This window comes from Alicyclobacillus sp. CIJ1 (assembly GCF_057538885.1).
Map to the genome: position 1 here is coordinate 251,930 of NZ_BAAJPH010000143.1, position 14,527 is coordinate 266,456.

The window sequence follows — 14,527 nt, forward strand, 5'->3', positions numbered from 1 at the left end:
GCGATCCGCCGCGTGAGCGGAACTCGGACAGACAAGGAGTGGAGAGCGTGGCAGAAGAACAGGTAGGCGTGATGGGCCTTGCGGTCATGGGGAAAAACCTGGCCCTGAATATCGAGAGCCGAGGCTTCACGGTTGCTGTGTACAACCGCACGGCCTCGAGAACACAGGAACTTGCGGAAGAGGCGAAAGACAAGAAGATCATACCGACCTATTCGCTTCAGGACTTCGTCGCCTCGCTTGAGCGCCCGCGGCGCGTCATCCTGATGGTCCAGGCCGGACGCCCTGTCGACGAGGCGATTTCGCAACTTGTGCCGCTGCTCGAGCCCGGAGACGTGATTGTCGACGGGGGGAATTCGTACTTCGAGGACACGCGGCGGCGGCACAGGGAGCTCGAGGAAAAGGGCATTCTCTTCATCGGTACAGGCATTTCCGGCGGCGAAGAAGGGGCGCTGAAGGGACCTGCCATCATGCCGGGCGGCAGCCGGGACGCGTACGCGCTCGTCGAGCCCATTTTGACGGCCATCGCCGCGAAGGTGGGCGAGGATCCTTGCTGCACCTACATCGGCCCAGACGGCGCAGGCCACTATGTGAAAATGGTCCACAACGGCATTGAGTACGGCGACATGCAGCTCATTTGCGAGGCGTATCACCTGCTGAGCGAGATCCTCGGGCTGTCCGCCGACGAGCTCCACCACGTCTTTTCGGAGTGGAACAAAGGCGAACTCGACAGTTACCTGATCGAAATCACCGCGGACATCTTCTCGAAGCGCGATCCGGAGACGGGGCGGCCCATGGTCGACATCATCCTCGACACGGCCGGACAAAAAGGAACTGGCAAGTGGACGAGCCAAAGCGCCCTCGATCTCGGCGTGCCCCTCACGATGATTACCGAAAGCGTCTTCGCCCGCTTTTTGTCGGCCATGAAGGAGGAACGCGTGGCCGCGAGCAGGGTGCTTCCCGGCCCCGAGCGGCCTCGGGAATCGCTCGATCGCGACGCGTTCATCGAGGATGTCCGCCGCGCGTTGTACGCGAGCAAGATCTGTTCGTATGCGCAAGGCTTCGCCCAACTGCGCCAAGCGTCGCAGGAGTACAGTTGGAATCTCGATCTCGGCGCCATCGCCATGATCTTCCGCGGCGGCTGCATCATCCGGGCCCGCTTCTTGCACAACATCAAGGAGGCCTACGACCGGAATCCTGATCTTCCAAACTTGCTTCTGGATCCCTACTTCCGGGCGTCCATTGCGTCGTACCAGGATTCATGGCGCCGCGTCGTGGCGACTGCCGTCGCTTACGGCGTGCCTGTTCCGGCGTTTGCGAGCGCGCTCGCGTACTACGACAGCTATCGCTCGGAGCGGCTGCCCGCCAACCTGCTGCAGGCGCAGCGCGATTACTTCGGTGCACACACGTTTCGCCGGACCGATCGCGATGGCGTGTTCCACTTCCACTGGCTGAGTGACGAGCCCATGTTGACGGAAGTCTGAGCCCGCTCTGTCCGCTCGGTGCATGCACATCGGCACGGCCCCTGTGGGTCTGCAAAAAAATCACCCACAGGGGCTTGCGTTTTCTCGAGAACCGTGATACATTACTCAACGTCGACTTCGTCAGTGACGCGATGAGCGGAGACGAGCGACAGAGACGCGTGCCCGTAGCTCAGTTGGATAGAGCGTTTGACTACGAATCAAAAGGTCGGGAGTTCGAATCTCTCCGGGCACGCCATGTGATTCCCGGAGTGGCGGAATTGGCAGACGCACACGACTCAAAATCGTGCGGGAAACCGTGCCGGTTCGAGTCCGGCCTCCGGGACCAACGCTTGACGGGGAGACCATGTGGGGCTATAGCTCAGTTGGGAGAGCGCCAGAATCGCACTCTGGAGGCCAGCGGTTCGAATCCGCTTAGCTCCACCACATTCCTCGATAGCTCAGCGGTAGAGCATCCGGCTGTTAACCGGAGGGTCGTAGGTTCGAATCCTACTCGGGGAGCCAACGCACTCCCCGTCAAGCGAGGCAATCTTCACATGTGGATACCCGTAATTGAGATGGGCGGTTAGCTCAGCGGGAGAGCACTCGCCTCACACGCGAGGGGTCGGCAGTTCGATCCTGCCACCGCCCACCATTTTTATGGGCTCATAGCTCAGTCGGCTAGAGCGCACGACTGATAATCGTGAGGTCGGTGGTTCGAGTCCACCTGGGCCCACCATATCAAGAGTAGGAACCGTCGAAGGGCGTGCAGAGTCAAACCCTTCGGCGGTTTTTTTGTGCACGGTTTTTGTGCGATATGACCCTAGCGTTCCAACTGCGATAGCCGATGGATTGAGGTGCCTTAGCGCGAGCCACAATCACACTTCCGACAAAGCTTAGATCGTTCTATTTAATGAAGATGATTTCGGTATATTGATCATGTTCGGTATATCGATCTATACTGAAAACATGAATATCATAAGCATTGTGTCTGCGAATCTAAGGCGCTTGCGCGAACAGCAACGATTGTCGATCTCGGAATTAGAGCGCAGATCAGGAGTCGGCAAAGCCACGATTTCAAGTCTGGAGGGAGGCAAAGGAAACCCGACCGTTGAGACGCTTTGGGCGTTGGCCAAGGCGCTCAACGTTCCGTTCGGGGCATTGGTCTCTGAGCCGTCGGAGCGAAAGGATGTCGTTCGGTCAGATGAAGGCGTCAAAATTTCGGGCATGGCTGGTTATACTCGCTTGGTGGACCGACTGTCAAGGGACGGATGTATCGAAATCTACGAGATGGTGCTTGTCCCGGGCGAAGAGCGGGTTGCGGATCCGCATCCAGAAGGTGTTCTTGAGCACCTTTTGGTGGTACAGGGTAGGGTGCGGACGGGACCTACAGAGGCACCTGTGTTGTTGGGGACCGGTGACTATCTCACATTTCATGGTGATCTTCAACACAGCTACTCCGCACTCGATACAGAAGCTCGAGTCATTGTGTGGATCGAGTACCCATCGCGATCGATGGAAGAACGAGAGGAGCACGTCTCGACACCGTGTTCCATTGCGGATTGTGAGGATTTCCTGGTAAGAGAAGACGCAGACATTCGGTGTGTCGTCAGGAATCATCTTGAGCGCTGTTGGATGGACTTGATACACGGATTGAACATGAAGAGGCTGCAATTCTCTGTAGAAAATAGCCGCGTCAAAATGGAATTGGAGCACATCATTGAACAGGAGATTCAATCTTCCGGCTACCGACGATGGGTTCAAAGCTTCGCCGTTCAAGACGGAGAGCGTTGCTTAACTGTGTTGTCCTTTCCAAAAGCGCCTTTCCAGCGGACTGTGCCGCTGAGAACCCGCCAATGGCTTTCTGTGCAGGATTTTCGGAGCATGTCCGTGCCGGAGAAAGCAGAATATCTCCTTGCGCTCGGAGACTACGAGCTTGCACCCGAAGACATCGGCGCCTTGCGTGTGCTGCTAAACGATCCTGCGCCTTCGATAAGAGCGCTGGTGTCTGATCTGTTGACGCAACTAGGGTATCCGACGATGCCTCGGGATTTCAGCATCCATGGTTTTTCGATGGTTCGACCAGGGAGTGCGCGCAAATGGGTAGCGTTGGCAAGCATGATTCGTAAGCATGTCGCTTGCGATGAGAGATCCACCGTCTTGTGTCTTGGTGCTGGCATGGACTCTAGCGTCGGGCTGCGAATGGTTTCAGACCTGAATCCTCACCTTGAGATGTGTACGGTTCGAGCGAATGCAGTTGATTCGAAATATCGAAAGTCCAACGGCGCTCGTCACGGGGGCGAGATGGTCGAAAATGTCGACTTCTTAGACATCACAGTCGATCGAACGTTTCCCTTCATGATCTCGGTTGACGCTCTTCATCATATAAACGCGTACCTGTTGTTGAAAAAATCTTCAAAAATTCTGGATGAAAGAGGTAAATTATTCTTTGTCGACGACTTGATTTCCCGATTTTCGACGTCGAAAGAGCGTGAACGGAATCTCATCCTGCATCATACGTCCTACATGCTGGCGGCCATGGTTCCAATTTCGAAAGAGTCGCAAGATCATCTGCGACCGGAGGAGCGGCGTTTGGTTCAAGCACTTCAACAAAACGTCCCGTTGATCGCAGCCGAAGCGTACGAGGGTCAACTCGATTCGGCCATTCGTAGATGCCGAGACTTGCTCAGCGCAACCGAAGGGTTGCAGATGAGTCCTGTCGTATCCAACGATGTGGTGGCCTTTTACAGACGTCAAGTGTTGGAGTTGCGGGCCTTAGTCGCCCGGCTGGATGATGCCACCGCCCACGTCACGTTTCCAGAGCGGTTTATGCAGTTGGCTCGCATGGCGGGCTTCGAGGTGTCCGAGCACGAGCGCGTTTATCCCACCGTGGGAGACTCCGACCTGGATGCTGGCACGCACTTATTCTGTTTAACAAAGTTGACATAATGGAGAAGAACGCGAGAATCCGTCGGCTTGAAAATTCAGCTGCCGAAGATTCGGATTGCGGCCCCGGTGGGAGGTCAGGGTCTTGAGAAGCAGTGGTGATACGTTCGCGACTCTGCTCGTAACGCTCGTCGTAGGTGCGGGAACGTACTTACTGCGTGCGAGTTCACTGAGTCTAGGCAGTAGAGTTTCATGGCCCGCATGGCTCAGAGAGTGGTTCATGTTTGTCACGCCAGCGGTTTTGGGATCCTTGCTCGGACCAGAAATTTTGCTTCCAAACAAACACTGGATACCGTTGTGGGACAACACGACATTTCTGGCTGCCATTCCGGCCGGTATCGCAGCGTGGTTTGCCAAGAACCTATTTATCACGGTAATGGTGGGAGTCGTTTGTTTTGCTGTTGTGTCACATTTTGCCGTCTTGTGGAGGTAGTTGTCCTTGTTCATCCGCCATGCCCATCGTTCGTTGGTCGTGCAAGGTTTGAAGGACTCTGCGCCCATCGTCATCGCATACGTTCCCATTTCGATAACGTTCGGAGTCGTGGCGGTCACGAGCGGAGTGGCATGGCCATTGTCACTGCTAATGTCGGTGTGCATTTACGCTGGTGCCTCCCAGTTTATGCTCATTAGCCTATTGGCGGCCGGCGCATCTCCTCTCTCGACGGCGATCACGCTGCTCTTGGTGAATGTGCGTCATTTCTTATATGGAACGACGCTTGGGCCAGCGTTCGCGTCATGGCCGGAGACTTTGAAATGGTTGTCGGCGTTCGGGCTAACGGACGAAGTGTATGCCGTGAGCTACAGTCGTTCGTTGCATCAGCGACCCAGTCCCTCCTATCAATTTGCCCTTGTATTCTCGCCGTATCTTTCGTGGGTCCTTGGGACCGTCATCGGTGCCTTTGCCGGTCGCGTGATTCCAAGCTCCATCTCGACTGTACTTCAGTTTTCGCTCCCGTCGCTCTTCCTTGCGCTTCTGTTCCTGAGCTATCGAAGCTGGACTCAACTGATGGCTGCGTTCTGTGGCGCCGCGCTGGCCGTTATGTTGGAACACACTGGCTTCGGAAGCGCAGGTTTCCTTGTGGGGATCGTGGTGGGATCCACGATAGGAGCACTGTGTTCGAGGTGGCACAAATCGCTGGCCAAGGAGAGGCGAAAGCTGTGAACTACGTGTAAACCGCTCGCCGCCCGCCCCATGTTCTTCGGCGGCTCCGCCGATTCGTATCCGCGAAGTTTCCGCGGTGGTTCCTCACGCAATCCTGCCGTGAAATTTCTCGTCCTCCGCGCGGTCATCCTCATGTCCCTTGTTCGCCATTCATACCTATCTAGAGAAAAGACGTCGTTCATGGGAGATGCCCAACTGGATTCACAGCAACACGCCGTTTTTGTGAGCTGCCGTTGCCGGGGGGTGAAGAGGTGGACTTTGCGTTCTCCGAAGAGCAAGTACAGTGGCGCGAGGTCCTACGAGACTTCGCGCGGCGCGAACTGGCGCCGAAATACGCTCATTGGGACCGAACGGGTGCTTTTCCGCGGGATTTGTGGCAGGCCATGGGTCGTCTCGGGCTCACGGGGCTTCGGGTGTCGCCGAGGTATGGCGGTAGCGGGGCGGACTGTTTGACCACCGGGATCGCCGCCGAAGAGATCGCCCGCGGCGACTTCAACGCCGCGTACGCTGTCATGCTGAACGCGCTTTTGGCCGAGGTCCTCGAGCCGCACGCCTCGGAGGCCGTGAAGCGCGAGTGGCTCGCTCCCATGGCCGCAGGCGAGCGGCTCATCGCCATCGCCATCACGGAGCCGGGCGCCGGATCGGACGTCGCCCACATGGCTGCGCGCGCGGAGCGCGTTGGCACTGGATACGTCCTCACGGGGGAGAAGTCGGGCATCTCGCTGGCCTCCGTCGCCGATGCGTTTGTCGTGTTCGCCAAGACGCAACCGGACGCGGGCGCGAGAGGCGTGAGCGCCTTTCTAGTCCCGAGAGAGGCGCCGGGCGTGTCGGTACATCGCTACGACGATATGGGCAACGTGGCCATCGGCCGCGGGTCGGTGTTCCTGGAGCACGTGGAGGTGCCCGTTGACCATCGCATCGGCGAAGAAAATCGGGCCTTTTACCAGCTCATGCGGGGCTTCGACTTGAGCCGCGTGCTCATCTGCCTGCAGTGCCTTGGCGCGGCGATGCAGTCGCTCGATGAGACGGCGGCGCACGTGAGGCGGAGGCGCGCGTTCGGTCGCTCGCTCGCTCAGTTTCAGGGTGTCGCGTTTCCGCTCGTGGAGTATCACACCCAGATCGAGATGATCCGCTGGTTCAGCTACCGGGCGCTGTGGTTGCGCGATCGCGGCCTTCCGCACACGAAGGAAGCGTCGATGTGCAAGTGGCTCGGCCCGCAGGTGGCGGCGCAGGCCATCCACGAGTGCATCCTGCTTCACGGCCACTATGGCTACACGAAAGATCTGCCGCTCGAGCAGCGGCTGCGGGACGTGATTGGGCTCGAAATCGGCGATGGCACGGCGCAGACGCAGAAGATCGTCATTGCGCGAGAGTGGCTGGGCAAGAACTACAAACCGTGCTGAACAGGGGGGCGGGAGCGTGTCGTACACGGATATTCTCTACGAGAAGCGGGACGGGATCGCGAAGGTCACCATCAATCGGCCGGAGGTCTTGAACGCGTTTCGGTCGCTGACCGTGCGCGAGATGATCGACGCGTTTCGGGACGCGTGGGACGATCCGACCGTCGGCGTGGTGGTGCTGACGGGGGCGGGAGATCGCGCCTTTTGCACGGGCGGCGATCAGAAAGACCGCGACAGCGAAGGGTACACAGGCACGGGGGGCGATCTGGAAGAGGGCATTGGGCTCGAGATTGAGACGCTGCACGGTCTGATCCGGAGCATCCCGAAGCCGGTCATTGCAGCCGTGAATGGGTACGCGATTGGCGGGGGGCACGTGCTGCACGTCTTGTGCGATTTGAGCATCGCGTCGGATCGCGCGAAGTTCGGCCAGGTCGGGCCGAAGGTGGGGAGCTTTGACGCCGGCTATGGAACCGCTTACCTCGCGCGCGTGGTGGGCGAGAAGAAGGCGCGTGAACTGTGGTTTTTGTGCGAGCAGTACACGGCAGAGGAGGCGCTCGCGATGGGCCTCGTCAACAAGGTGGTGCCCCACGAGCGGCTGATGGACGAGGTCGAGGCATGGTGTCAGAAGATTCTCGACAAGAGTCCCACGGCGCTCAAGTTCCTCAAGTATTCGTTCAACGCGGACTCGGCGCATATCGAGGGCATCACGCGCCTGTCGATGGCGTCGCTCGCGATGTACTACCGCTCTGACGAGGCGCTCGAAGGGCTTCAGGCGTTCAAGGAAAAGCGGAAGCCGGACTTTCGCAAGTTTCGGCGGCGAGATAGGTAGACGTGGGGAGGGGATGGGATGAAGCTGGAAGATAGGGTCGCCATCGTGACGGGAGGCGCGCGGGGGATCGGGCGGGCCATCTGCGAGCGCTTCGCGGCGGAGGGGGCTCACGTGGCCGTGGTCGATCTCGACCTGGACGCGGCTCGCGAGACGAGCGAGCGCCTCTGCGGGATGGGCGCCGAGGCGGTGGCGGTGCGCGCGGACGTCACGCGTCGAGACGAGGTCCAGGCGATGGTCGGGGAGGTGATGGAGCAGTTCGGGCGGATCGATATCCTGGTGAACAACGCCGGCTGGGACCGCATCGAACTGTTCCTCGACAGCCGGGAGGAGACGTGGGAGAAGATCCTTGCCGTCAATTTGAAGAGCGTCCTGTACACGTGCCACGCAGTGTTGCCGCATATGGTGGCCCGCTCGTACGGCAAGGTGGTGAACATCGGCTCCGACGCGGCGCGGGTGGGATCCACGGGGGAGGCGGTGTACGCCGCGGCGAAGGGCGGCGTGATCGCGTTTTCGAAGACGATTGCGCGGGAAATGGCGAAGCACCGCATCAACGTGAATGTGGTGTGCCCGGGGCCGGCCAGGACGCCTCTCTTTCAGGAGATTGCCGGGCAGAACGACAAACTGGCGAGCGCGCTGGAGCGGGCCATTCCATTTCGACGGCTCGCGGAACCGGAGGAAATCGCGAGCGCCGTGGCGTTTCTGGCGTCCGATGACGCCCGATTCATCACCGGGCAGACGCTGAGCGTGTCGGGCGGCCTGACGATGGCATAGGGCCCTGCGGCGCGAGGAGGAGAGCATGGATGAACGAGAGATGGGAGGCAAGCGTCGAGCGGCTGGTGTCGCGGGACGACGTGTGGCTGACGCGCCGACACATCGAGGAGCACCTGCGCGCGGGCCGCTGGACCGAGGAGACGTTCCTGGATCTTGTATCGCTGCATGCAGCGCAAAAACCTAACGCACCGGCCGTGATCGACGAGGACGGAGCCGTCACGACGTACGGCGAGCTCGAAAAGGCGTCGGACCAGTTCGCTCTCGGTCTTCAAGCGATGGGGGTGTGTCCAGGCGATCGCGTCGCGCTGCAACTGCCGAACACGCACGAGTTCCTAGTGGCCCTCATGGGGACGGCCAAGGCGGGCGCGATTTCTGTCCTCTGCCACATGCCGTACACGGAGCACGATCTCGCCTATGTGCTCCAGCTGACACAGCCGAAGGTGGCTGTCGTGATGGCCACCTTTCGCAACCGGGACTATCTTGCGCCCATGCGGCGCGCCGCGGCGGACGCGGGGTGCACGTTGGCGCTTGTCGCCGTGCCGCAAGCCCCGGATGGGGACGCCGTTTCCTACGCCGACTTGTTGCGTTCAGCTGCGGAGGGAGCAGGTGACTCGCTCCACGACACGCGCCCGGTCGCTGTGGATCCCTTTTTCATCATGTTCACCTCTGGCACCACAGGCCGGCCCAAGGCAGAACTCCACCTGCATGCCAACAACCTGTACTGGATACGGCAACTGAATCAGACGGCGCGGTTTGAACCAGCGGCGAAGTGGCTCATTGTGACGCCCATCGCCCACCTCATGGGGCTCGGCATCGGGTGTCTTGGGGCCCTCTCTCGCGGCGCGCCGGTGGCGCTCTTGTCCCACTGGGACGTCCAGCGCGCCGTGTCCGTCATGCGGAGGGAACAGCCCACCTATCTGCTCGGTGCCACGCCCATGCTCGTCGATCTCGCGCGGGCGGACGATCTCACCGCCTCGTCAGTTCCGTCTCTCCGTGGCATCGTCTATGCGGGGGCGACGTGTCCCGCGGAGATCTTGAGGTCGCTCAACACCAAACTCGGCGCCGACATCTTCGCCTGCTATGGATACACGGAGGGGGGCGTCACGCACATCACGCGCCCTGGGGACGGGATCGACGTCACCAGCGTGTCCTTCGGGAGACGGCTGGATGGACTCGCAGATCAGGTGGTGGATGAGCGCGGGCAGAGGCTCGAACCGCCTTGTGAAGGAGAACTCTGGGTGCGCGGCGCGAACATGATCCCCGGCTATTATCGGCAGCCGGAAAACACGCGCCGCATGTTTGATGATGAGGGCTGGTTTCACTCGGCGGACATTGTGCGGGTGGACGAAGCGGGGTATTGCACGTTTGTGGCGCGCCGCGACGACCTCATCAATCGAGGCGGCTACAAAATCGATCCCCGGGCCATCGAGGAGGTGCTGTACGCCCATCCGCGCGTGGGGCAGGCGGCGGTAGTGGCGATGCCGGACCCTCGCCTCGGCCAGCGCGCCGCATGCTTTATTGTACCGAAGCATCCGGGCGACGTGCTGACCCTGGAGGAGGTCCAGGCGTTCTTGCGCGATCGCGGCGTAAGCAAGTCGCACTGGCCAGAGGCAGTTCAGATGATTGACAGCTTCCCCATGACGAGCACGGGCAAGTTTCAGCGCTTCGCCCTGCGCGAGCTCGCCGCGCGACTTCGCCCAGGGGCGGGCGGAGAGCGAGAGGATTCCCGCCTGTGACGTTCACCGGCGCAAATTTGACGGAGACAGCGCGTCCTCAGCCCACGACAGGCGTGCGCGTCACAGGCTGCGCTCTGCTGCGGCAAGCCATCACCAGAAGGGCACCCAGGACGCAGGCGAACGAAATGAACATCTGAATGTGCAGCCAGTACAGCGAAGGTGCGAATCGCGTCACATGGTTGACAAGAAACGTGACGGGGAGTGTCTGCAGGACGTATGCGGCGGCGAGCAGCCCCGCATACGTCCGGCGCGCCCGTGTGCGCGGGTGCCGCCGGATCAGGTGGAGCGAAGCCAGAAGCGCTGGCAGCGTGAGCACCATGTGTGGCTGTTCCACCAGCGGTGAAACGGCCACAGGTAGAAGCGCGGTCAGCCCCAGGCGACTTGCGTCGCACGTCCACGGCTTTCGCCGCATCGCGGCACCGATGACGAACAACAGCGCGACAGCGTACCCGTCAAACACGAGACCCAAGTCAGGAGACAATGGGCCGGCTCGCCCCTTGTCCCACAGAAGCTCGAGTACGCCAAGAAGCGATTGGTTGTAGGGAGCAGGGCCATTCGCCATGCTCTGTCTCCCGAACTGCAGAAAGTGCGTGGCGTACGCCGCCGTACTCTCCCAGCCTAGGAAGAGAAACGATGAGAGGACGCCCAATCCTAGGACCAGCAGCGTACGCGCCACGACGTTCCATCGCCCCTGGATGGCGAAGGCGAGCAAAATCGCAAGTGGCGTCACCTTGATGAGCGCCGCTGCAGCCAAGGCGATGGCGCCCAACGTCGGCTTGTCCAGGCGATAGACGGCGTAGAACGCGAGTGCCAGGAACGCAAACAGGATGGTATTCACGTTGCCGACGGCAAAGTCCAACTGAAAAGGCGTCAGTGTGAGCGTGGCCGCGACGGCGAGGAAGAGGTGTCCCCGCCGGATTCGCGGCCACAGCGTCTTCATGGTCCAGTAGACGCCGAATATCCCTGCCGCCATGGACATCACGCGCCACAAAGCGAGCGATGCGCCGAAGGGGAGAAGGGCCAGCCAGGCGAACATCCACGCGAACTGGGGCGGATACACGTAATGATTATGCGGATCCATCGGATAGCCGTGGGCCGTCAAAAACGCGCGTTCCGCCGCCGGATCGTACAGATGGCGCCAGTCCGTCTGCCCGGCCACTACGTGCAAAAACGCGTTGTAAAAGAAGGCGTAGTCGTAGCCTAGAAAGTGGAGGCGGCCCAGTCCTTGCCATTCCTTCACGACGCAAACGCCGATCGCGATCAAGGCCATCGCAAGGGCGAGAGGTCGAATCGCATATCGGTCGGTGCGCGCGTGTGCGTCCAACCTTGATTTCCTCCCTGTAGGTTCGAAGTTCACAATGACAGCGCACCCAGCATACCACATGGTCTATCAAAATCGGCTTAGAGGGTGGCGAGGTTGCGGGTGGTCATCACGGATCGATGTCGCGTCGCCGACGTCCATCGGCGGTCTGTCTCAAGAGATGTCTTGTTGATCGACACACAGATCTACTAAAATGAAACTGATGTATAACAACTTAAAGGGCGATTGCGCTCCACGTGGCCTCGAGGCATCATCGAGGGAGGGGCGTGATTGCGAGACTCCGGGGGGAATGACATGGCCACGAGGGTGGATGTGGCGCGAAGGGCAGGCGTCTCGCCGACCACGGTCTCGAGGGTCCTGAATGAAAACGGATACGTAGCGGCGGACGTTCGCGAGCGTGTGCTCCAAGCCATCAAGGAATTGAATTACGTGCCCAATCGCATGGCGCGCAGCCTGAAGATGAAGCGGTGCGGGCAATTCACCTGCATCATTTCCTCGTTGAGCAACCCTTTCTATCACGAGGTGCTCCTCGGCATCGAGCGGGCAGCCTTGGAGCGCGGCTACACGTTCTCGCTGTACAACGTGACGCGGGATCGCGAGGCGTACATGAAGCTCATTTTGGAGGGCTTTTACGACGGTCTCATGGTGCTGACGCCTTACGAAGTCATGAACGTCGTGGACCTGAAGGAGTTGTCGCACAAAATCCCCATTTGTATTTATAAGGACCGCAGCTCGGATTTCGGGCTGCCTCACGTGCACGTGGATCTGTACCGGGCCATGCGGCGGAACGTCGAATATCTGATTGAGCTCGGCCACCGCGACATCGCCTTCCTCGGCGAGTACGACGATCGCGAAGAGAATCCACGGTACGCGGGTTACTTGGACGCGATGCGCGAACATGGTCTCGTGGCCGGAGATCCCTTGGTGCAACTCGTTCCGTACCTGCGCGACACCATGTCGGCGGGGTACGAGCGAACCGCGTCGATGCTGGATCAAGGCATTCACTTCACCGCAATTGCCGCTTCCAACGACCTGTTGGCGCTCGGCGCCATCCGAGCGCTTTCCGAACGTGGGGTTCGGGTCCCTCAGGATGTCTCGGTGATTGGCATCGACGACGTGGAGCTCGCGCGCATGTCGACTCCAGCCCTGACCACGGCACGCATTCCGAAGGCGGATGTGGGCGCGAAACTGGTTCAGTTGCTCTTGGATCAGGTGGAGGGCTTGGCATCGGGCCCCCGAAGTGTCGAATTGCCGACGGAGCTCGTCGTCCGGGAGTCGACGGGCCTTAAGTCCTAAAATGTCTTCTAAAAAAATGAAGACCGTGGCGATCTTCTAACGCCACGGTCTACTTTTGGCGAAGTATTGGGTATTGACTTTAAGCTTCAGGCTTTCCTATACTGTCGGTAAGTAACCGTTTTCAAGAAGGAGGGAGCGACGCAGGTAAATTATACTCGCAGGGCGTTCCAATATCAGTGTGGTCTCGAGTACACATGTGGGGGGACATAGTATGGGCGCGAAGAAGAAGATTAGATATGCGACAATCGCTGCATCGGTCGCGATGGCGGGTGTTATGGCATCTGGTTGTGGAACTAGTGGCGCGTTGAAAAACGGAGATCAGTCGGCCCAGCAGGAGAGCGCTTCGACCCATCAACCCGTCACAATTACAGTCGCATCTTGGAACGATGCAGCAGACTCGTTGCGGGCAGAAATTCCAGGATTCGAAAAGAAATACCCTTGGATTAAGGTGAACGTCGAATACGTTGATACTGCGTATCAGAAGGTGATACCGGAGCTTGTCGCTGGAGACGCACCGGATATCATTCAGGTCCAGCAACGAGATTTTCAAACTTTCCTCCATAAATTTCCTGGTGATTTTGTAGATCTGACACCATATATGAGCTCCATCAAAAATCACATAGCTCCTGTCGCACTCGACGTGACTATGCAAAACGGTCATATCTACGCTGCGCCGTGGGATCTCGGGCCGGCTGCCATGTATTACCGGAAGGACCTCTTCCGTGAAGCAGGAATTAATCCGAACACGATTAAGACTTGGGCCGATTACCTGGCTGCCGGCAAGAAACTCGTTGCTCATTTTCATGGCAAGGTGAAGATGCTAGCTGAGAACACGTCCGAACCAAGCCAAGGTATTCAGACGACTCTCATGATTTTAGTCAATGAACTTGGCGGAAGCTATGTGAGTCGCAATGGCAATATAGACTTTCTGAATCCCCAGATTGAGAAGGCCATGAGTGTGATTCAGCAGTGGGGTAAGGCCGGGATTGTCGCGGATGCACCGACCTGGAATGACGGCATCGCGGCTTTTGCCAATGGTCAGGTCGCTACGATTCTATCGGCAGTGTGGTATGCAGGCACAATGATGAATAGCGCGCCTAAGCAAAGTGGTCTGTGGGGCATTGCTCCTCTTCCCGCGTTTACGCCTGGAGGGAACAATGAGGCTGATACGGGCGGATCCGTATTGGCAATTACGAAGGACAGCAAAAATGCTCAGGCGGCGTGGGACTTTATCAACTACTGTCTGTATACTGTCCCAGGGGAGAATGTTCAATTGAAATACGGACTGTTCCCTTCGTGGGAATCGTACTACACAGCTAAAGGGACTGATTTTGATCAGAACTTCCCCTATTTTGGTATGCCCATTTATAAGTTCTTTGCCTCAGTCTCCAAGCACATCCCGACAACCAATTATGGCGGCTATTTCGAGGATTATTCTCAACCTCTATCGCAAGCTTACATTTCGGTATTTAAGGGTGCAAATATTGAGCAGGCGTTGCAGACAGCCGAAACAAATGCCGCCCGTATCTCCGGACAACCCATATCGAACGGTTGATCACCCTTTAACCAGCGGGACAAACGTTGTTCCGCTGGTTCCCCATTCTGAACC

At 58.9% G+C, this 14,527-nt stretch carries 11 protein-coding genes and 6 tRNA genes; 16 read left to right on the plus strand and 1 reads right to left on the minus strand.

Going from position 1 to position 14,527, the window contains the following annotated elements:
- The first annotated feature begins 47 nt into the window (after positions 1-47).
- The 14 genes from gndA to AC27E8_RS14380 all read left to right on the plus strand — a co-directional run bounded on the left by gndA (position 48) and on the right by AC27E8_RS14380 (position 10,301).
- Entirely contained in the window at positions 48-1,481 is a 1,434-nt protein-coding gene (gene gndA / locus AC27E8_RS14315) for an NADP-dependent phosphogluconate dehydrogenase (protein WP_487099938.1), read from the plus strand.
- A gap of 158 nt (positions 1,482-1,639) precedes the next feature.
- Positions 1,640-1,716 (plus strand) — tRNA-Arg (locus AC27E8_RS14320).
- Between the two features lie 7 nt (positions 1,717-1,723).
- Positions 1,724-1,806 (plus strand) — tRNA-Leu (locus AC27E8_RS14325).
- Positions 1,807-1,828: 22 nt separating this feature from the next.
- A tRNA-Ala gene (locus AC27E8_RS14330) sits at positions 1,829-1,904 on the plus strand.
- Between the two features lie 3 nt (positions 1,905-1,907).
- A tRNA-Asn gene (locus tag AC27E8_RS14335) sits at positions 1,908-1,982 on the plus strand.
- A gap of 55 nt (positions 1,983-2,037) precedes the next feature.
- Positions 2,038-2,112: transfer RNA gene (locus tag AC27E8_RS14340), tRNA-Val, on the plus strand.
- A 7-nt stretch (positions 2,113-2,119) separates the two neighbouring features.
- A tRNA-Ile gene (locus tag AC27E8_RS14345) sits at positions 2,120-2,196 on the plus strand.
- A 200-nt stretch (positions 2,197-2,396) separates the two neighbouring features.
- Complete coding sequence (locus tag AC27E8_RS14350) at positions 2,397-4,406, plus strand: helix-turn-helix domain-containing protein (RefSeq protein WP_487099976.1); 2,010 nt, start codon at positions 2,397-2,399, stop codon at positions 4,404-4,406.
- Positions 4,407-4,488: 82 nt separating this feature from the next.
- Entirely contained in the window at positions 4,489-4,836 is a 348-nt protein-coding gene (locus tag AC27E8_RS14355) for an AzlD domain-containing protein (RefSeq protein ID WP_487099939.1), read from the plus strand.
- 6 nt (positions 4,837-4,842) lie between these two features.
- Positions 4,843-5,565 (plus strand): AzlC family ABC transporter permease, encoded by a 723-nt coding sequence (locus AC27E8_RS14360; RefSeq protein WP_487099940.1) that lies wholly within the window; start codon positions 4,843-4,845, stop codon positions 5,563-5,565.
- Positions 5,566-5,816: 251 nt separating this feature from the next.
- Complete coding sequence (locus tag AC27E8_RS14365) at positions 5,817-6,968, plus strand: acyl-CoA dehydrogenase family protein (protein ID WP_487099941.1); 1,152 nt, start codon at positions 5,817-5,819, stop codon at positions 6,966-6,968.
- Positions 6,969-6,984: 16 nt separating this feature from the next.
- Positions 6,985-7,794: a 1,4-dihydroxy-2-naphthoyl-CoA synthase gene (gene menB, locus AC27E8_RS14370; RefSeq protein WP_487099942.1), complete on the plus strand. Its 810-nt coding sequence runs from the start codon at positions 6,985-6,987 to the stop codon at positions 7,792-7,794.
- 18 nt (positions 7,795-7,812) lie between these two features.
- The gene (locus tag AC27E8_RS14375) at positions 7,813-8,565 is read left to right on the plus strand and encodes an SDR family NAD(P)-dependent oxidoreductase (protein ID WP_195867413.1); all 753 of its coding nucleotides are present in this window, start codon (positions 7,813-7,815) and stop codon (positions 8,563-8,565) included.
- A 29-nt stretch (positions 8,566-8,594) separates the two neighbouring features.
- Complete coding sequence (locus AC27E8_RS14380; protein WP_487099943.1) at positions 8,595-10,301, plus strand: class I adenylate-forming enzyme family protein; 1,707 nt, start codon at positions 8,595-8,597, stop codon at positions 10,299-10,301.
- Positions 10,302-10,338: 37 nt separating this feature from the next.
- Here AC27E8_RS14380 and AC27E8_RS14385 read toward each other — a convergent pair whose 3' ends face one another.
- Positions 10,339-11,625, minus strand: coding sequence for a glycosyltransferase family 87 protein (locus tag AC27E8_RS14385; RefSeq protein ID WP_487099944.1), 1,287 nt, complete (start codon positions 11,623-11,625; stop codon positions 10,339-10,341).
- Positions 11,626-11,916: 291 nt separating this feature from the next.
- Between AC27E8_RS14385 and AC27E8_RS14390 the strand changes: the two genes are divergently transcribed.
- The gene (locus AC27E8_RS14390) at positions 11,917-12,918 is read left to right on the plus strand and encodes a LacI family DNA-binding transcriptional regulator (protein ID WP_487099945.1); all 1,002 of its coding nucleotides are present in this window, start codon (positions 11,917-11,919) and stop codon (positions 12,916-12,918) included.
- A gap of 211 nt (positions 12,919-13,129) precedes the next feature.
- A complete protein-coding gene (locus AC27E8_RS14395; protein ID WP_487099946.1) occupies positions 13,130-14,473 on the plus strand; it encodes an ABC transporter substrate-binding protein in 1,344 nt (447 codons plus the stop codon).
- The last annotated feature ends 54 nt before the right edge of the window (positions 14,474-14,527 follow it).